Genomic DNA, 16,991 nt, shown 5'->3' with positions numbered 1-16,991 from the left:
AGCTGCCTAAGATTCGTTTCCTCAGCAATTTCATGCGTGGCTGACCTGTCCGTCAGAGAGCTTCCCCTATTTCCTCTGCCGGATGTCGTTCTGTTCCCCAGCGACGTACTGCCGCTGCACATTTTTGAATCGCGTTACCGGATGATGCTGCAAAGCGTCCTCGAGACCGATCAACGTTTTGGTGTCGTTCGTTGGGATCCCCGCAGCCAAAGCATGGCGTCTATCGGCTGTTGTGCCGAAGTGATCCAGCATCAGACAGGCGACGACGGCCGCAGCAACATCGTGACGCTTGGTCAACAGCGTTTCAGAGTGCTGAATGTGACCCGCGAGACTCCCTTTCGCACTGCGATGGTGAGCTGGATTGAGGATGAGCCGGAAGGCGATCTCGATCAGCTCCATACCCTCAGTGATTCCGTCACCAAAGCGCTCAGAGATGTGGTCGAGCTGACAGGAAAGCTCACCGACTCCCCCACCGCACTGCCCGACGATCTGCCCGACCTTCCGAGGGAACTGTCGTTCTGGATCGGCGCTCACCTCGGTGGTCCCGTGGCCGATCAACAGCAGGAACTTCTAGAGCTCACGAGTACCAGGATCCGGCTCGAACAGGAGTACGAAATGCTCGATGAAACCCGTCGCCAGCTCGCAGCACGAACCGTGCTGCGCGACACCCTCTCCTCCGCCGATTCCGGCAACGGTTGATGTCTCTCTTCACTGTTCTGACTCCAGCCGTGATTGGGCTCGCAGCCGCTGCGGGCGCCTACGCACTCTGGACTCGACGAAGTCGGACCTACCACTCCAGTGAAAGCGTCGCTTCTGCCTATGACGCCTGGACTGAAGATCGTCTGCTCGAGACCCTCTGGGGTGAGCACGTGCATCTCGGACATTACGGTGATCCTCCGAAACGACGGGATTTCCGCCGCGCCAAAGCCGATTTCGTGCACGAGTTGGTGCATTGGAGTGGATTGGATCGTCTGCCTCCTGGCTCACGGGTGCTCGATGTGGGCTGCGGGATTGGCGGCAGCGCCAGGATTCTTGCCAAGGAGTACGGCTTTAACGTGCTTGGGGTCAGCATTAGTCCCGCACAGATCAAACGGGCCACCGATCTAACGCCGGACAACCTGTCCTGCCGCTTTGAGGTCATGGACGCTCTGAACCTGAATCTTGCGGACGCTGAATTCGACGGAGTTTGGAGTGTGGAAGCAGGCCCACACATGCCGGATAAGCAACAGTTCGCAGACGAACTTCTGAGGGTTCTGAAACCAGGTGGAGCTCTGGCTGTCGCCGATTGGAACCGTCGCGATCCTCGCGACGGTGCTCTGGATGCCCGCGAGCGCTGGGTGATGCACCAGCTGCTGACTCAGTGGGCTCATCCCGAATTTGCCAGCATCCCTGGGTTCCAGCACAACCTTGAGTGCAGCAGTCAGCGCAGGGGGCTGATCGACACTGACGACTGGACCAGGGCGACTCTTCCGTCTTGGAACGAATCGATCCTGGAGGGATTTCGCCGCCCGGTGGCGGTGCTCAGACTCGGTCCACCCGCCCTGCTCCAGGGACTTCGTGAAACGCCCACGATGATGTTGATGCGCTGGGCCTTCACTCGGGGGATGATGCAGTTCGGAGTCTTCCGCCTCGCCGCTGATTAGTTGAATTCGGAACTGGGATAAGCGCCGAAATCAGCCAGATGCTCACACAGAGGGCTCAAAAGGGTCTGGAGTTTTGTCAGGACGACATCCGCGCCGGATGTTGGCAACTCCACATCCACAAAGAACACATACTCACCTAATTCACGTTTCGACGGTCTCGACTCGATCCTGCTCATATTGAGGCCCAGGCCAGCAATCGCCTGCAGAGCTTCAATCAAGGCCCCAGGAGCATTGCGATGCAGAGAGAACGCCAGGCTGGCGAGCTGACCTCCGCGCAGACGCTCGCCGCGTTGGAGCAGCAGAAAGCGGGTTCTGTTGCCCACAACATCATTCACCGGGAACGCCAGTTCCTCGAGACCCTGCAGTTCGCCAACGGACCGATCTGCAATCGCTGCTCTGAAACGGCTGCCCTTCACCATCCGCGCTGCTTCCGCAGTGGATGTGGTCGGCAGTTGCAGCGCCTGCGGCAAGTGGGTTGCCAGCCAGCCACTGCATTGCGCCAGTGCCTGGGGGTGAGACAGCACCTCCGTGACGCTCTCAATCGAACCACTACTGAGCAGGGCGTGGCGGATCGGCAGAACCAAAGCGCGTCGAATGCACAGATCGGGATGAGACCAGAGAGCGTCAAGACTGGCCGTGACACCACCCTCCACAGAGTTCTCAACGGGCACCACAGCAGCCTCACAACGACCATCCGCCACGTGGTCGACCACTGAACGCAGCCCAGTGCATGCAACCAACTCAGCATCACTGATCTGTTCGAGCCGGATCATCTCTTTGGCCGCTCGCTCGCCATAAGTGCCTTTCGGCCCTAGAAACGCCATCCGAATCGGCATGGATCCAAGCACTTGCATCGATAGGATCATGCCGCGTCAGCACAAGGGGCATGACCCTTGCCTTCCGCGCCAGTCAGCATCTCGATCTGCCGGTCGCCAACCAGACCCAGCCCCTACGCAGCTACCTGCAACAGGAAGACCGAGTCATCAAAGCTCTTCTGGATGCGCGTCAGCTCGACAGGATCGGTCCAGGTCGTTACCGGTACACGGTCACCACACTTCAGGTGTTTCAACTGCAGGTCTGTCCTGTCGTATCCCTGAAAATCGAGCCGGGTGATGGAACGATCTCCATCCAGGCAACTGACGCCACGCTTGAAGGGCTTGGGCTTGTGGATGATTTCCAGCTGAGCCTGGAAGCACAACTGCAAGTGACGGATCACGGCTTGCAGGGCGAGGCCAAACTGGGAGTGAACGTCAGTCAGCCACCACTGCTGAAGCTGATTCCCAAACGGGTTCTGGAAAGCACCGGCGAGTCGATCCTGAACGGCATCCTGATGACAATCAAAGGTCGGGTCGGGCGACAGCTGGTGCGTGATTTTCAGGACTGGGCACTGCAATCACCAGCTGAGGACACACCAGGTTCAGATCGGCGCTCAGACCCTGGCGAACACCTTGGTGAGGAAGGTGTGACGATGCATCGGAGTGGCACCTGAAGCCAGCAGGGCCGCTCGATGTTGAGCGGTACCGTATCCGGCATGGCGTTCCAGGGCATAGCCAGGGAAACGTCGAGCCAGGCGACGGATCAAGGCATCGCGAGCTTCCTTTGCCAGCACGCTGGCGGCAGCAATCGAGGCTTCACTGCTGTCACCACGCACAATGGTGCGCTGAGGGCCTGTCCAGGGGCGTAGGGGCAATACCCCATCCACCAGCACCAACTCTGGAACCTGGGGGAGTTTTTGAAGAGCGCGGAGCATGGCGAGTTCCGTCGCCACCCTGATCCCCTTCGCATCCACATCACGCGCAGCCGCTTGGCCCAGGGCCCAACTGGTGGCTCGAGCTTCAATCTCGGGAACCAGCGCAGCTCTGCGCTTGGGGGAGAGGGCTTTGCTGTCCGTCAGGCCGAGATCGGAGAGTGCATTCGCAGCAGAATCCGTCAGGCAGACCGCGGCAGCGAAGACAGGCCCGAACCAGCATCCACGGCCAACCTCATCGACACCAGCAATCACTCGGCGGTGGCGGAAGAGCGACGACGACGACGGCCAGGGCGGGCCTCTTCAGCCGGCTTCTCAGGCTCGGCAACTGCTGCTGCAACGGGTTCAGGAACCTGTGACTCAGGAGCAGCAACCGTTCGCGACGCTGTCGGAGCGTCGTTGGCAGGAGTGACCTCCAATGGAGTGATCTCAACCAGCAGTGGCGCCTCTTCAGCAGTTTCCGTGGCCGACACAGGCGAAGGTGCGGGAGCGGTTGAGCCATTGCGTGCTCCACCTCGACCTCCGCGGGAGCCACGGCGACGGCGGCGACCTGAACTGGCCGCCAGCTGCTGACGTGCATCTTCCAAGACCGCGTCGGCATCTTCTCCAGGTCGCACCACCCGTACGAGCAGGTTGTCAGTTTCAGGAGGTGGATCCAACAGAAGCACTGGATTCAGTCCCAACCAGCCAAAGACCCTTTCCTGGTCATCGTCCATCGGGACAGCGACCAGTTCAGGATCCTGACGGCGGTTGGCGCCTGCGGGCTCGGTGGCATCCGATGTGGATTCACCGGCCACCGTCGCCTCAAGGGTCGGATCCACCAGCTTGTTCTCCGTGGATCCATTCACCCGGCCGCGGCCACCACGTCGGCGGCGGCCGCCTCCTGAGTCAGCAGGAGCCGCGACTTCCTCACGCGCCGATGTCGCCGATGTCGCCGATCTCACCAGACCTGTGGCGGCAGCTTGAGGCTGAGGAAGATCCTTGCCAGGCAGCACTGCCTCGTAACCAGGGGAGACTCGACCAAACAACTCATAAATGTTCTGTCCCTGACGCTTGCGCGTCATCTCAACCAAGCCGAGCTCGGTGAGTTGGGCGATCTGAGGGCGCGCCGTGTCATCGCGCATCGCCGTCATGAAATGCTCCAGCAACTGCAGCTGATCGCGACGGGAATCCATGTCGATGAAGTCGACGACGATCACGCCTCCGATGTTGCGGAGCTTCAACTGCCGTCCAATCTCGACAGCTGCTTCGCAATTGGTCCAGAGGACTGTTTCACGGGCATTGGCGGAACGGGTGAACGAGCCCGAGTTCACATCGATCACCGTGAGAGCCTCGGTGGGCTCGATGATCACGTAACCGCCGGAGGGAAGATCCACCCGAGGTTTCAGAGCATCACGGATGGCCGCATTCACCTTGAAGTGCTCAAGCAGCTCGTCGGATTCGGTATGTGCCTCCACTGAAACGTTCGCCCCTTCCTGCCCCAGGAAGCTGGTCACTCGATCAACAGCTGCGGCGTCATCCAGCACTACGCGGGCCAGATCAGGGCCGGTGTGGTCTCTGAGAATCCGATGGATGAAATCTTCATCCCGGTTGAGCAGAACGGGAGGCGAAGCGGTTTCGGCTGCTTTTTGAATCGCTTCCCACTGACGCAGCAAGGATTCGAGATCGTCGATGAGCAGGTCTTCACTGATGCCCTCTGCTTCCGTGCGGACGAGCAGACCCGCACCCGGCGGTTTCACCAGCACCCCGAGAGCTCGGAGGCGATTGCGCTCCCCTTCGGCGCCAATACGACGGGAAATATTCACGCCCTGGCCACTGGGCTGCAACACCAGATAACGGCCTGGAAGAGCCAAATTGCCGGTGAGACGTGGGCCCTTGGTGCCGGTGGGCTCTTTCATCACCTGAACGAGCACCTTCTGGCGCGGTTCGAGCAGCTCAGTGATCCCTGCAGCACCTTTTTTAAGGCGCAGCGGGCCCAGGTCGCTCACATGGATGAAACCGTTTTTCTCACTCTCACCGATGTTCACAAAGGCGGCGTCAATCCCCGGAAGCACGTTCTCCACCGTCCCGAGGTACACGTCACCGATCTGATAGCGGCCTTGCGCCACGATCAGCTCATCAACACGGTCATCGGACAGAACCGCCGCGATGCGCAGCTGCTCGGCGATGACGATTTGCTGGGGCATAAACAGAAACTGACGACGCCCGTCAGGGCAGTGACCGGTCAGTGAGCCGCTGGGCTCATCGATCGGGGGTGAATTGGAATTACTTTGAAAAGACCCTGGGGTCGAAATGGCACGGAGTGGATCACTCCTATGGCCGATCAACATCAGCGCGGGGGCGCTGGCAGGAGCGGAGGCCTAGGCCTCTCGTTCCAAACAATGATTGGGACAAGAAGGCCGGGACGAATCCGTGGCTCAAGCCTCTGGATTGAAGTCCTGAATTGAATTTAGCACTGCAGCAGAGTCAGCTCCACCCGTCGAACACGGGAGAGTGACAAGTCCAACCCAAGAGATTGCGAGAGCCAGAACTGCAACTGAGAAGGCTTAAGACTGCGGCCCTGGGAATCAACGGCAGCAAGCAGCTCCAGCTCCGCTCTGGCGCCAATGTCCTCCGAGCAGGGCTCAAGCTGCTCCAGCAGGCGCAGATCCTGGAGCAGTTCACGCACATCACGACGACGCGGACGCCCTTTCTTGTCGGTGTCCTCCCAGATCAGCTCGTTCTGTGCCAGCAGAGCCGCGATGGCCTGCGACCAATCGACGGATTCACTCTGCGACAGCAGCTCAGAGCCACTCAGCACAAAACGCCAGCGGCTGGTTCGCACCTGCTGAGCCAGGCTGGGAGATGACACGGCCACCTCCTCAGCCGTGATCAGATGCAATCCCGGTGGCAACGTCTGCTGCCAACGTTCTTTGACCATCAACGCGTCAACTGTCTCCACAAATTCCAGATCCATCCATTCGCCTCCCCCTTCCACTCCCAAAGGCAGCGCCAGTGCGAGCTGAAGCCGAGGTAATGGATGAAACCCACCTGTGAAGCTCACGGGCAGCTCGGTCCTGCGCAGTGCTCGCTCGAGAAGACGCACTAGATCCAGATGGCTGAGCAAGGCCATCGCTCCAGTTTTGCTGAAGCGAAAGCGAATACGACAGACACGGTCACTCGGTGGCGCCTGCTGAGGCCTGGCCACTGGAATTACAGGTGGCGCCACCACAACGTTGTGACCCAGATCAGGGCCGCAAACGCCACAGCTGCTGCACGTTTCAAAAGAGCAGTCGGGCACAACACTCGAGGCGAGCGCATGCTGCAGATCCTGGGCGAGCCAGCCCTTGTCGATGCCGCTGTCGATGTGATCCCAGGGCAGGGGTTGCCGGCAAAACACCTCAAGATCATCACGATCCAGCGCCGAAACTGCACTCCAGCCACCAAGCTCCATCTGCCGGTAACTCCCCTCAAGCCCGGCCTGGGCAATGGCACTAGTCCAGGCGTTGTAAGTGCGATCCAGAGCCTCGAACCAGGCATCCATGCCTGCGCCGGCACGCCAGGCCGCTTCAATCACAGGCGCCAGACGCCGGTCTCCGCGACCCACAAAATCTTCCATCGCCGACAGGCGCACATCCGTGAAGTTGAAGCGCACACCTCGAAGGCGTCGACCTGCATCACGCAGCAGTTGCTGACGACGGAGAAACTCGCTGGTGGAAACGCTGTGCCACTGAAAAGGAGTGTGGGGCTTCGGTGTGAAGTTGCTGATGGTGGTGTTGAGGCTGAGGCGGCCCAGATCACGGCAACACTCCTGAAGCATCCGACAGGTTTCGGCGATGCCGAGCACATCGGCATCGGTCTCTCCCGGAAGCCCGATCATGAAATAGAGCTTGACCTTGCGGTATCCGTTCTGCATCGCCGTACGGATGCCCTGCAGCAGGTCATCGTCGGTCAACCCCTTGTTGACGATGTCGCGCAGACGTTGCGTGCCGGCTTCCGGAGCGAAGGTGAGTCCTGCCTTGCGTGCACCTCCGAGAATGTGGGCGATGTTCTGGTCGAAACGGTCCACCCTTTGGCTAGGGAGCTGAAGAGTGACATTGCGATCCGCAAGCCGATTGCGAAGCTCCACCCCCACTGCTGGGAGAGCGAGGTAATCACTGCAGCTGAGCGACAGCAGTGAGAAATCGCTGTAACCCGTTTGCCGCATTCCCGTTTCAACGGCCTCGATCACGGCTTCGGGCTCCACATCCCTCGCCGGCCGCGTGAGCATGCCCGGCTGGCAGAAACGACAGCCACGGGTGCAGCCCCGTCGGATTTCCACCGTCAGTCGGTCATGGACCGTTTCCACGTGGGGAACCAGACCCATGGCGTAATGGGGCATCGGCGTGGCGACCCGTCTCAACACCCGTTTGGGGAGTTCTGGCTTAAGCGGTTCAAGGCTGACTCCATCCAGACCCGGGGCATAGAGAGACGGCACATAAACCCCTGGCACCATGGCCAGATCAAGCAGCAGAGCCGAGCGCGTCAGTCCTGCCTGCTTGCCTTCGGCCAGCACCAGTCCGATCTCCGGCAACAGCTCCTCACCATCACCCAAGGCGATGAAATCGAAAAAGGCGGCATAAGGCTCTGGGTTGCTGGTGGCCGTTGGCCCTCCAGCAAAGATCAGCGGCGGAGCCTGAGGGTCACTCAGCGGCAAGTCACCGCGGTCTGCCGCTCGGATCGGAACCCTGCAGAGATCCAACATCTCCAGGATGTTGGTGGCGCCCAGCTCATAACTCAGGCTGAAGCCAAGGATGTCGAAGGCGTTGAGGGGCCAGCGGCTCTCCACTCCGAACAGCGCCTGCTCACGCTGCTTGAGGCGTTCGGCGAGATCGGCGGCAGGCAGGTAGGAGCGATCACAGACCTGCCCAGGCAAGGCATTGAGAATCGAGTAGAGAATGATGTGCCCCAGATTGCTGGAGCCCACCTCATAAAGCTCGGGATAGGTGAGGGCCCAGCGAACCCGGGCGGCATGCCAGTCCCTGGGCTCCACACCCAACTCATGGCCCATATAGCGAGCGGGCCTGTTGATGCCCGCATCCACCAACTCGTCAAACGCCACAGGCGCGGTGGATGGATTCAACGCGACGGTCACGGTCTTCCGACCCGACTTCCTTCATCGTATGTAGCAGGATGCCCGCAGAAATCGGTCTTTCTGTGGTTCAGGTCAACGGCAATTACCTCAAACTCAAGGCGGGCTATCTGTTCCCTGAAATCGGACGTCGGGTGAAGGCCTTTGCTGCCGCCAACCCCGATGCAGCGTTGATTCGCCTGGGCATTGGCGATGTCACGGAACCGCTCCCCCAGGCCTGTCGCGAAGCGATGAAATCAGCCATCGATGAGATGGGCACCGCTGAGGGTTTTCACGGCTACGGCCCTGAACAGGGTTACGGCTGGCTGCGGGAGGCCATCGCCAAGCACGACTTCCAAGCCCGCGGATGTGACATCAGCGCTGAGGAGATCTTCGTTTCCGATGGCTCCAAATGCGACAGCAGCAACATCCTGGACATTCTCGGGGCCGGAAACAAGATCGCCGTCACAGACCCTGTTTACCCCGTTTATGTGGACAGCAATGTGATGGCCGGTCGCACCGGCGATGCCGGTGACGAAGGTCGCTATGCCGGCCTCACTTATCTGCCCATCAGTGCCGACAACAGCTTCACGGCCGAGATCCCCAGCGAACCTGTGGACCTCATCTACCTGTGCTTTCCCAACAACCCCACAGGAGCCGTCGCAACGAAGGAGCAGTTGAAAGCCTGGGTGGACTACGCCCGCGCCAACGGCTCTCTGATCCTGTTCGACGCCGCCTACGAGGCCTTCATCCAGGACCCGAGTCTTCCCCACTCAATCTTCGAGATCGAGGGAGCCCGCGACTGCGCCATTGAATTCCGCTCGTTCTCCAAGAACGCAGGCTTCACCGGCACCCGCTGTGCGCTCACCGTTGTACCCAAGGGACTCAAAGGCAAAACCTCCGCTGGTGAAGCGGTTGAACTCTGGGGCCTTTGGAACCGCAGACAAAGCACCAAGTTCAACGGTGTGAGCTACATCATTCAGCGTGGGGCAGAGGCCGTTTACTCCGATGCCGGCCAGCGAGAGGTCAAAGGCTTGGTGGCCTTTTATATGGAAAACGCCGCGATCATCCGTCGCGAACTCAATTCCGCTGGCCTCACCGTCTATGGCGGGGAGCACGCTCCCTACGTATGGATCAAAACTCCGGATGGCATGGACTCCTGGGGCTTCTTTGACCATCTGCTCAATCAGGCGAATGTGGTCGGCACCCCTGGAAGTGGCTTCGGCGCAGCCGGAGAGGGTTACTTCCGCCTCTCGGCCTTCAACAGCCGAGACAATGTCGACAGCGCCATGGCGCGGATCAAGGCCCTCTGATTCGCCAGCTGTGCTTCCAGTCCCTTTAGATTCCTTGTCTCTGAGAACCATGGTCATGGCGGTGGATACCCCCAGCCGCAGTCCAGGTGGAGCGGCCGTCCTGGATAAGGCACCGGAAAAGGTGCGCAAGCGCTCTCCCCGGTACAAAGTGCTGCTTCACAACGACCCTGTGAACTCCATGGAGTACGTGGTCACCACCTTGCGCCAGGTGGTGCCCCAACTCAGCGAACAAGACTGCATGGCCGTCATGCTTGAAGCTCACAACACAGGCGTGGGGCTTGTGATCGTCTGCGACCTGGAGCCGGCCGAGTTCTATTGCGAAACACTCAAGGGCAAGGGGCTCACCAGCACAATCGAGCCGGAGGAATAATCGTTAAACCCATTGCCGAAGCCTGGGGTGGTCTGCTCAGCCACCAACCCCGCTGGGTCACGGCGATCATTCTGATTCCCGCGCTGTACGGACTGGGATGGTTGATGGCACAACCCATCGCCTACCTGATCCCTGGGTCCTCACCTCCACGGCTGTCGTTGATCGGCACCGTCATCACCTTCGTGCTGTTCATCCTGGTGTTGCCCAGCTGGGTGCGCCAACGCTGGAACAGTCGCCAGCCCTGGCTAACCCTTGGAGTTCGCAGCCGCCGCAGTGAGTCATCAGCCGGATCCTGCTTGATCCAGGGTCTGCTGCGCTCCGCTGGTCTGCTGGCCCTGACTTGCCTGCCGTTGCTGTTGGGATCCTGGGGACGCTGGCTCGGGGAGCTCACCACGGGTGATGTGATCAACGCCTTGTTGCTCTGCTTCGGACTCGGATTAGCTGAGGAACTGCTCTTTAGGGGCTGGCTTTGGGGAGAGCTCAACGCACTGACCGGTCCCCGCACAGCCGTCATCGGTCAGGCCGTGATCTTCAGCCTCGCGCACACCCGATTTGATCAGGGTTTTCTGCCAATGGTCGGTCTACTGACAGGGTTGTTGCTGCTTGGTCTCATTCTTGCTGTGCAACGGCGCCTGGACAGAGGTTGCCTATGGGGCTGTGTCGGATTACATGGAGGTCTGGTCGGCGGCTGGTTCGCACTGCGTTCAGGCTTGCTGCAGGTCTCACCCAGTGCTCCCGACTGGCTGATCGGCCCCGGTGGCGCCCATGCCAACCCCTTGGGCGGGCTGGTGGGAATCATTGCTCTGAGCGTTCTGCTATGGCGTCAGCTCACGGCTTTGGCCAAAGCAGCTCGACCCTGAAGCGGTGCACGGAGTGCTTCCTGCAGAGGAGCCACGCCGTAATCCCTCTCAAGCAGTGACATCACGGTTCGGCCGAAATCGGAAGGATCAAGGTCAAAAGCCTCTAAACAGATTCTGCCGAACGTGCTTCCCATCGGCTCTGGATTCCAGAGAAGCTTGCGCGCCGTCCAGGGCATCATGCTCATGGGGTTGTAACCGGGTTTGATCAGACCCTGATCGAATCCATACTGCTCAAGATGAGTGTGGGGCTGCAGCCCGATGAAGAAAATCGCGGGCTCAACAAGATCTGCGCCGAAGATGCGCTCCAGCTCACGGTGATAAGCAACGGTCTGGCGGATCGTCTCCGGACGCTCGTCGATCACGTTGAACGAATAGTTCACCGACACATGGTCACGGAAGCCAGCTTCCGCAAGCATCCTGCAACTTTCCAGAACCGTGCGCAGGTTGTAGCCCATCCGCATTTTGCGCACGAGCTCCTGCGACCCCGACGTGATGCCGATCTCGAAGTAGCTCATCCCGGTCTCCACCATCAGCTGAGCCAGTTCTGGATCCAAATTGTCGGCCCTGATATAGGCAGCCCAACGGATGTCGGTCAGACCCTCAGCCTTGATGGCACGTAACAGCTCCTTGGCGTCCTCGATGTAGCGCTTAGCCGGAATGAATTGAGCGTCGGTGAACCAAAAGCCTCGAACACCTCTGTCGTAGAGCTGACGCATCTCCGAAACCACTGCTTGAACAGGGTTCAGACGCACCTGCTTGCCCTCCACAGCCGTGTAAACGCAATAACAGCAGTTATGGGGACAGCCACGTTTGGTCTGCACTCCGACGTAGAAATCACCGGCCTCGAGGTACCAATCGAGCTGGGGCCAAATCGAGGCGATGTAGTCGTAGTCGCATGCCGTTTTCGGTCGACTCTCCGGTTGCTCATGGATCAGCCCCGGCCGAGGGGGGTCACCAACCACGAAACAGCGCTCTCCATCCAGTGATTGACCGAGAAGCAGTTTCTCCAGAAGAGGCTCGCCCTCGCCCACGGACACAATCGTTCCCTTGGGCAGAGAACGTCCGAGCTGTTCATAGAACACGCTGACGGCGCCGCCGCCAAGCACGGCCCTGGCTTCAGGGCGATGACGCCTTGCTTGACGAAGCCCTCTGCGCACCAGAGCCTGATTGCGGGAGAGCTCTCCGTAATGGCTGGTCATCAGGCGGAGTCCACCTAATGCACCGTGCAAACGCTTCAGGGGATTGCGGGCGTAGAAGACTTCAAACGAGTTCTGCAGTGGGTTGCCACCCCGACCATCAACAGGGGCATAGATCTGAATGTCCCGCCAGGAAAACACCAAAAGTGTGGGGCGGAATTGGTCAATCGTGATGCGCAGAACCCGGTGCACGTCCAGAACCGGTAACGCCGCCAAGTCGAGAATCCGCTGGGGGATTCCTGGAAAGCACTTGTGTAGGTGATCAGCCAGATAGATCGGGCCAATCGGAAAAATGGGGTTGCAAGGCAGCCTGACTAGCAGCACCCTTTCGCCGGAATGCTTGGGCTGAGTCAGGAGCTCAGGCGGTTGCAGAAGGCCTTGCATGGCTTGGACGCTAACAACCACGTCCCTGAGAACGCCTGAGCGAGGTCTCAATGGTTCTTCACGTCGGCTTCATAAAGCAAGCGACATCTTGCGCAATGTTGCTTTACAATCACGCTTGGCAGGGCTTCCTGCCCTTCCGTAACCGTCTCCTCGGAGACATTCTTTCCCGTTCTCATGACCACCACCATTCAGCAGCGCTCCGGCGCTAATGGCTGGCAGCAGTTCTGCGAGTGGGTCACCTCCACCAACAACCGCCTCTATGTGGGCTGGTTCGGTGTGCTGATGATCCCCACCCTGCTGGCTGCCACCACCTGTTTCATCGTTGCGTTCATCGCAGCACCCCCCGTCGACATCGACGGCATCCGTGAGCCCGTTGCTGGCTCCCTGATCTATGGCAACAACATCATCTCTGGTGCTGTTGTTCCCTCCTCGAATGCCATCGGCCTTCACTTCTATCCCATCTGGGAAGCTGCTTCTCTCGACGAGTGGCTGTACAACGGCGGTCCTTACCAGCTGGTTGTCTTTCACTTCCTGATCGGCATCTTCTGCTACATGGGTCGCGAGTGGGAACTCTCCTACCGCCTCGGCATGCGCCCCTGGATCTGCGTTGCTTACAGCGCACCTGTGGCTGCTGCCTCCGCCGTGTTCCTGGTTTACCCCTTCGGTCAGGGTTCCTTCTCTGACGGCATGCCCCTGGGCATCTCCGGCACCTTCAACTTCATGTTGGTGTTCCAGGCCGAGCACAACATCCTGATGCACCCCTTCCACATGCTTGGTGTGGCTGGCGTCTTCGGTGGTTCACTGTTCTCCGCCATGCACGGTTCACTGGTGACCTCCTCCTTGGTTCGTGAAACAACCGAGAGCGAGTCCCAGAACTACGGCTACAAGTTCGGCCAAGAGGAAGAGACCTACAACATCGTGGCTGCCCACGGTTACTTCGGTCGCCTGATCTTCCAATACGCGTCGTTCAACAACAGCCGTAGCCTGCACTTCTTCCTGGCTGCCTGGCCCGTTGTCGGCATCTGGTTCACCGCCCTTGGCGTGTCAACCATGGCCTTCAACCTGAACGGTTTCAACTTCAACCAGTCCATCCTTGATGGTCAGGGCCGCGTCCTGAACACCTGGGCTGATGTGCTGAACCGCGCCAACCTCGGCATGGAAGTCATGCACGAGCGCAACGCTCACAACTTCCCCCTCGACCTGGCTGCTGCTGAGTCCACTCCTGTGGCTCTGCAAGCTCCCGCCATCGGTTGATCTGGAATCAACAAACGATTCAGGTCAACTGAATCGGAAAGCCCCCTCTCACGAGGGGGCTTTTTGCTGGCTGCCTGGTCGGTCAGTGAGCTCTCAGATCAGGGAGCAATGCAACGGCTCAAGTTGCCGATATGTCACCAGTGACCCAGTACCGAACCCGTGCCGGATGGGAGGCGATGTAGTCATCCACCGCAGCCTCAGCCGTCTGATCATTGGCCTGAAACAGCAAATCCGACATCTCCTGATCGGGCAAATGGAAGCGAGTGAGGAAACCAGCCAGATCTTGCATATCTAAATCCAGCTGAGGGCGACCGAGCGCATGAATCCACTCGATACCGCCAAACACCCGTTGTGGATCCTGAAGGAAACGCAACCTATAACGAGCGAACATCCAATGCGGCGTCCAGCTGGTGACCACCACCCACCGTTGCTTGCGGATGGCCTGATCAAGCACCGCCGTCATGGCAGCACTGCTTGACGCAACCAGCTCCAGATCGTTGAGGCGATAGTTCTTGAGTGCCTCAGCCGAGGCCTGATTCAGGCCCGAGCCAGGATCAATCCCCTGCACGCGGTTGTCGAACCGCCGCGCCAGGGAAGGGTCGCGTAAATCAGGTATCGCAGAGAGCTCCGAGGCAGGTACGTAATCCGGCACCACCCAGCCCAGACGGCCTGAATACATCGAACCGAAATCGACGACCCGATCGCGCACCCGCCGGTAATAGTCACGGTGCGTCAACGGCAACCATGCCATCAGCATCAGATCCAGATCACCGCGAGCGATGGAGGCGTACTGGATACCGATGTCGGCAAGCACGCGCTCAACATTCACGTCGTAAGCCTGTTGGATCACTCTCTGAGCAATGAGGCTCACCACCTCAGCGTCAGCCCAGGGTGACCAACCAAGGCGCAGTGTGGGTCTTGCGGATGCAGAACTGGGCAGCGAGCTGCGTGAGCCCTCCACACCTCCCTTGCCAGCGGGGGGCGAAAAGCTCACCGAGGAGGATGGTGCACTGAGCTTGACCAAGCTGGCTGCGGAGATCCCCGCGACCCCCAGGCCTCCGAGCAGGACAGCTCGTCGTCGGATCTGTCGACCGCTCATGACGACCTCCAAACAGCCATCCATGCGCGCAGGCGTTGTTGAAATGATGATCCGCGTCGCCCGGCGAAGCTCTGACTGAGACGGTCGAGGATCACCGCCAAGATCACCACGGCGATCCCACCTTCAAACCCCATCCCCACATCAAGTTGCTGAATCCCACGCAACACCACATCACCGAGACCTCCGCCACCGATCATCGAAGCGATCACGACCATTGACAGAGACAACATGATCGTCTGATTGACCCCGGTCATCACGGTGGGAATGGCACTGGGCATCTGCACCTTCCAGAGCAACTGGCGATCGCTGCAGCCGAAGGAGCGACCGGCTTCGATCAGGTCATCCGGAACCTGGATGATTCCCAGATGCGTGAGCCGGACCACCGGCGGCATGGCGAAGATCAAAGTGGCGAGAATTGAAGGAACTGCACCCGTGCTGAACAACATCACTGCTGGAATCAGATAAACAAAAGCAGGCATCGTCTGCATCAGATCCAAACAGGGACGCACCAGCCTCCAGACCAATCGTGAACGTGCCGAGAGAATGCCCAGCGGCAGGCCGATCAACAGAGCCAGACCGGAGGCTGTGATCACCAGCGAAAGGGTGGCGATCATCTCGCTCCAAAGCGCCATAGAGAGCACCAAATTGAAGCCGAGCAGAACGAACAGCGCGAACCCACCATTGACGCGCCAGAACCCCAGCGCCGCGGTAATCAGAGCGAACATCCAGGCCGGTGGCCACTCCAACACCATTTCAGTGACAGAGACCAGGGCCAGCACCGACACCTTGATCAGATCAAACAATCCCTGGGCGTTGGCCAACAACCACTCAACAGAAAGATCGATCGCCTGACCAAGCCAACCGGGTTGATGAGCAGCAGCAAGGATCAGCGTCAACCGCCTGCCTCCATTGCAAGCAGCAACTGACGCGCGCTGATCACGCCCAGCAGCCGTTGCTCGTCATCCAGCACGGGCACTGGCTCAGAACTGGTTGCCACCACATCAATGGCCGCCTTCACCGATGTGCCTATCGACAAGGTCTTGATGGCAGCCATGTCGACCCAGCCGAGACCTGGTCGGATCAGACCGCGAAAATGCTGCAGACGATCCGTCACATACATCGTGACGACCCCGTCATCAGGCAGAGGTTCGCCCACATCGCAAACACTCAGACGAGGAGGAGGCTGCACAATCGCTTCCACTGTCAGAACGGACGCCACATCGACGTCGCGAAAAAAGCGTCTGACCTCGTTATTGGCTGGATGCTGCAGCAACCGCTGAGCGGTGTCGCACTGCAATAGACGCCCGGCCTGCATCAAGGCAATCCGGTCACCGATCCTGATCGCCTCATCAAGATCATGGGAAATGAACACCACCGTGCGACGGTGCTCGGCCTGCAGGTCCAGCAACAGATCCTGCATGTCCTTGCGGATCAAAGGGTCCAAGGCAGAGAAGGCCTCATCCATGAGCAAAATCGGCGGATCAAGGGCCAGAGCCCTAGCTAAACCGACCCTTTGCTGCATACCGCCGGACAGCTCGCGTGGTCTTTTACGGGCCTCTGCGGCCAGTCCTACACGCTCAAGTGCCTGCATGGCGCGATCAGTCCTCGCCTTGCGAGCCATGCCCGCAACCTCAAGACCAAAAGCAGCATTTTCAAGCACGTTGCGATGGGGGAAGAGCGCGAACGACTGAAAAACCATCGCCATCTGATGACGCCGCAGCTCCGCGAGCTGGGGTGCCGTCATCGAGTTCAGCGAACGACCCTTGACAGTCACCTCCCCCTCGCAGGGGGAGATCAGACCATTCAGCATCCTCAGCAAGGTGGATTTACCTGAGCCGGAAAGACCCATCACCACAAAGATCTCGCCGGCACGAACCTGCATCGAGACATCCTGGACAGCAGCCCGCACGCCGCGACTGGCATGAAGATCCTCAGGATCCGCACCTGAGCGCAGCTGCTCAATCAACTCTGAAGAGGATTTGCCAAACAGCTTCCAGACCGACTCGATGGAGATCTCTGACTGCACTTCAGAGCCT

Annotated in this window: 15 protein-coding genes; 7 read left to right on the top strand and 8 right to left on the bottom strand. The window is 59.5% G+C overall.

What is annotated here, in order from left to right; all coding sequences use genetic code 11:
- Positions 1-36: 36 nt before the first annotated feature.
- Together SynMITS9220_RS01805 and SynMITS9220_RS01800 are read left to right on the top strand one after the other, a co-directional pair.
- Positions 37-699, top strand: a complete 663-nt coding sequence (locus SynMITS9220_RS01805) for an LON peptidase substrate-binding domain-containing protein (RefSeq protein WP_115124917.1) — start codon at positions 37-39, stop codon at positions 697-699.
- Complete coding sequence (locus SynMITS9220_RS01800) at positions 699-1,643, top strand: methyltransferase domain-containing protein (RefSeq protein WP_186990347.1); 945 nt, start codon at positions 699-701, stop codon at positions 1,641-1,643. The genes SynMITS9220_RS01805 and SynMITS9220_RS01800 overlap by 1 nt, the downstream gene beginning before the upstream one ends.
- Here SynMITS9220_RS01800 and pheA read toward each other — a convergent pair.
- Complete coding sequence (pheA, locus tag SynMITS9220_RS01795; RefSeq protein WP_186990345.1) at positions 1,640-2,479, bottom strand: prephenate dehydratase; 840 nt, start codon at positions 2,477-2,479, stop codon at positions 1,640-1,642. The genes SynMITS9220_RS01800 and pheA overlap by 4 nt on opposite strands.
- Before the next feature lie 50 nt (positions 2,480-2,529).
- Between pheA and SynMITS9220_RS01790 the strand changes: the two genes are divergently transcribed.
- The gene (locus SynMITS9220_RS01790) at positions 2,530-3,132 is read left to right on the top strand and encodes a DUF1997 domain-containing protein (protein WP_186990343.1); all 603 of its coding nucleotides are present in this window, start codon (positions 2,530-2,532) and stop codon (positions 3,130-3,132) included.
- Here SynMITS9220_RS01790 and SynMITS9220_RS01785 read toward each other — a convergent pair.
- The 3 genes from SynMITS9220_RS01785 to SynMITS9220_RS01775 form a co-directional block, all read right to left on the bottom strand.
- Entirely contained in the window at positions 3,073-3,645 is a 573-nt protein-coding gene (locus tag SynMITS9220_RS01785; protein ID WP_186990341.1) for a ribonuclease HII, read from the bottom strand. The genes SynMITS9220_RS01790 and SynMITS9220_RS01785 overlap by 60 nt on opposite strands.
- The gene (locus SynMITS9220_RS01780; RefSeq protein WP_186990339.1) at positions 3,642-5,576 is read right to left on the bottom strand and encodes an Rne/Rng family ribonuclease; all 1,935 of its coding nucleotides are present in this window, start codon (positions 5,574-5,576) and stop codon (positions 3,642-3,644) included. Before SynMITS9220_RS01780 ends, SynMITS9220_RS01785 begins: the two co-directional genes overlap by 4 nt.
- A gap of 263 nt (positions 5,577-5,839) precedes the next feature.
- Positions 5,840-8,419: a TIGR03960 family B12-binding radical SAM protein gene (locus SynMITS9220_RS01775; RefSeq protein WP_370594385.1), complete on the bottom strand. Its 2,580-nt coding sequence runs from the start codon at positions 8,417-8,419 to the stop codon at positions 5,840-5,842.
- Positions 8,420-8,565: 146 nt separating this feature from the next.
- Between SynMITS9220_RS01775 and SynMITS9220_RS01770 the strand changes: the two genes are divergently transcribed.
- The 3 genes from SynMITS9220_RS01770 (at position 8,566) to SynMITS9220_RS01760 (ending at position 11,022) form a co-directional block, all read left to right on the top strand.
- A complete protein-coding gene (locus SynMITS9220_RS01770) occupies positions 8,566-9,792 on the top strand; it encodes an LL-diaminopimelate aminotransferase (RefSeq protein WP_115124945.1) in 1,227 nt (408 codons plus the stop codon).
- A gap of 49 nt (positions 9,793-9,841) precedes the next feature.
- On the top strand, positions 9,842-10,162 hold the full coding sequence (gene clpS, locus SynMITS9220_RS01765) for an ATP-dependent Clp protease adapter ClpS (RefSeq protein WP_115124922.1): 321 nt from the start codon (positions 9,842-9,844) through the stop codon (positions 10,160-10,162).
- A 104-nt stretch (positions 10,163-10,266) separates the two neighbouring features.
- Complete coding sequence (locus tag SynMITS9220_RS01760) at positions 10,267-11,022, top strand: CPBP family intramembrane glutamic endopeptidase (protein ID WP_186991736.1); 756 nt, start codon at positions 10,267-10,269, stop codon at positions 11,020-11,022.
- On the opposite strand, the gene SynMITS9220_RS01755 is transcribed toward SynMITS9220_RS01760, so the two are convergent.
- Positions 10,986-12,602, bottom strand: coding sequence for a photosystem II high light acclimation radical SAM protein (locus SynMITS9220_RS01755; protein WP_186990338.1), 1,617 nt, complete (start codon positions 12,600-12,602; stop codon positions 10,986-10,988). The genes SynMITS9220_RS01760 and SynMITS9220_RS01755 overlap by 37 nt on opposite strands.
- A 174-nt stretch (positions 12,603-12,776) precedes the next feature.
- Here SynMITS9220_RS01755 and psbA point away from each other — a divergent pair, with 174 nt between their 5' ends.
- Complete coding sequence (gene psbA, locus SynMITS9220_RS01750) at positions 12,777-13,856, top strand: photosystem II q(b) protein (protein WP_186490358.1); 1,080 nt, start codon at positions 12,777-12,779, stop codon at positions 13,854-13,856.
- Positions 13,857-13,974: 118 nt separating this feature from the next.
- Here psbA and SynMITS9220_RS01745 read toward each other — a convergent pair whose 3' ends face one another.
- From SynMITS9220_RS01745 to SynMITS9220_RS01735, 3 genes are read right to left on the bottom strand one after another with little or no spacing between them, the layout of a single operon-like run.
- Positions 13,975-14,979, bottom strand: a complete 1,005-nt coding sequence (locus SynMITS9220_RS01745; RefSeq protein WP_255483180.1) for a glycine betaine ABC transporter substrate-binding protein — start codon at positions 14,977-14,979, stop codon at positions 13,975-13,977.
- Complete coding sequence (locus SynMITS9220_RS01740) at positions 14,952-15,851, bottom strand: proline/glycine betaine ABC transporter permease (protein WP_222930441.1); 900 nt, start codon at positions 15,849-15,851, stop codon at positions 14,952-14,954. The genes SynMITS9220_RS01745 and SynMITS9220_RS01740 overlap by 28 nt, the downstream gene beginning before the upstream one ends.
- Complete coding sequence (locus SynMITS9220_RS01735; protein ID WP_186991730.1) at positions 15,848-16,981, bottom strand: glycine betaine/L-proline ABC transporter ATP-binding protein; 1,134 nt, start codon at positions 16,979-16,981, stop codon at positions 15,848-15,850. The genes SynMITS9220_RS01740 and SynMITS9220_RS01735 overlap by 4 nt, the downstream gene beginning before the upstream one ends.
- Positions 16,982-16,991: the final 10 nt, after the last annotated feature.

This window comes from Synechococcus sp. MIT S9220 (genome assembly GCF_014304815.1).
GTDB lineage: Bacteria > Cyanobacteriota > Cyanobacteriia > PCC-6307 > Cyanobiaceae > Synechococcus_C.
This window is presented reverse-complemented; position numbering and strand designations above follow the sequence as displayed.

What these genes read in the sequence shown, in the direction of transcription:
- SynMITS9220_RS01800 (WP_186990347.1), top strand. Translation starts at nt 699, where the DNA reads ATGTCTCTCTTCACTGTTCTGACTCCAGCCGTGATTGGGCTCGCAGCC.
- pheA (WP_186990345.1), bottom strand. Translation starts at nt 2,479, where the DNA reads ATGCCGATTCGGATGGCGTTTCTAGGGCCGAAAGGCACTTATGGCGAG.
- SynMITS9220_RS01790 (WP_186990343.1), top strand. Translation starts at nt 2,530, where the DNA reads ATGACCCTTGCCTTCCGCGCCAGTCAGCATCTCGATCTGCCGGTCGCC.
- SynMITS9220_RS01780 (WP_186990339.1), bottom strand. Translation starts at nt 5,576, where the DNA reads ATGCCCCAGCAAATCGTCATCGCCGAGCAGCTGCGCATCGCGGCGGTT.
- SynMITS9220_RS01775 (WP_370594385.1), bottom strand. Translation starts at nt 8,419, where the DNA reads ATGGGCCATGAGTTGGGTGTGGAGCCCAGGGACTGGCATGCCGCCCGG.
- clpS (WP_115124922.1), top strand. Translation starts at nt 9,842, where the DNA reads ATGGTCATGGCGGTGGATACCCCCAGCCGCAGTCCAGGTGGAGCGGCC.
- SynMITS9220_RS01760 (WP_186991736.1), top strand. Translation starts at nt 10,267, where the DNA reads ATGGCACAACCCATCGCCTACCTGATCCCTGGGTCCTCACCTCCACGG.
- SynMITS9220_RS01755 (WP_186990338.1), bottom strand. Translation starts at nt 12,602, where the DNA reads ATGCAAGGCCTTCTGCAACCGCCTGAGCTCCTGACTCAGCCCAAGCAT.
- psbA (WP_186490358.1), top strand. Translation starts at nt 12,777, where the DNA reads ATGACCACCACCATTCAGCAGCGCTCCGGCGCTAATGGCTGGCAGCAG.
- SynMITS9220_RS01745 (WP_255483180.1), bottom strand. Translation starts at nt 14,979, where the DNA reads ATGGATGGCTGTTTGGAGGTCGTCATGAGCGGTCGACAGATCCGACGA.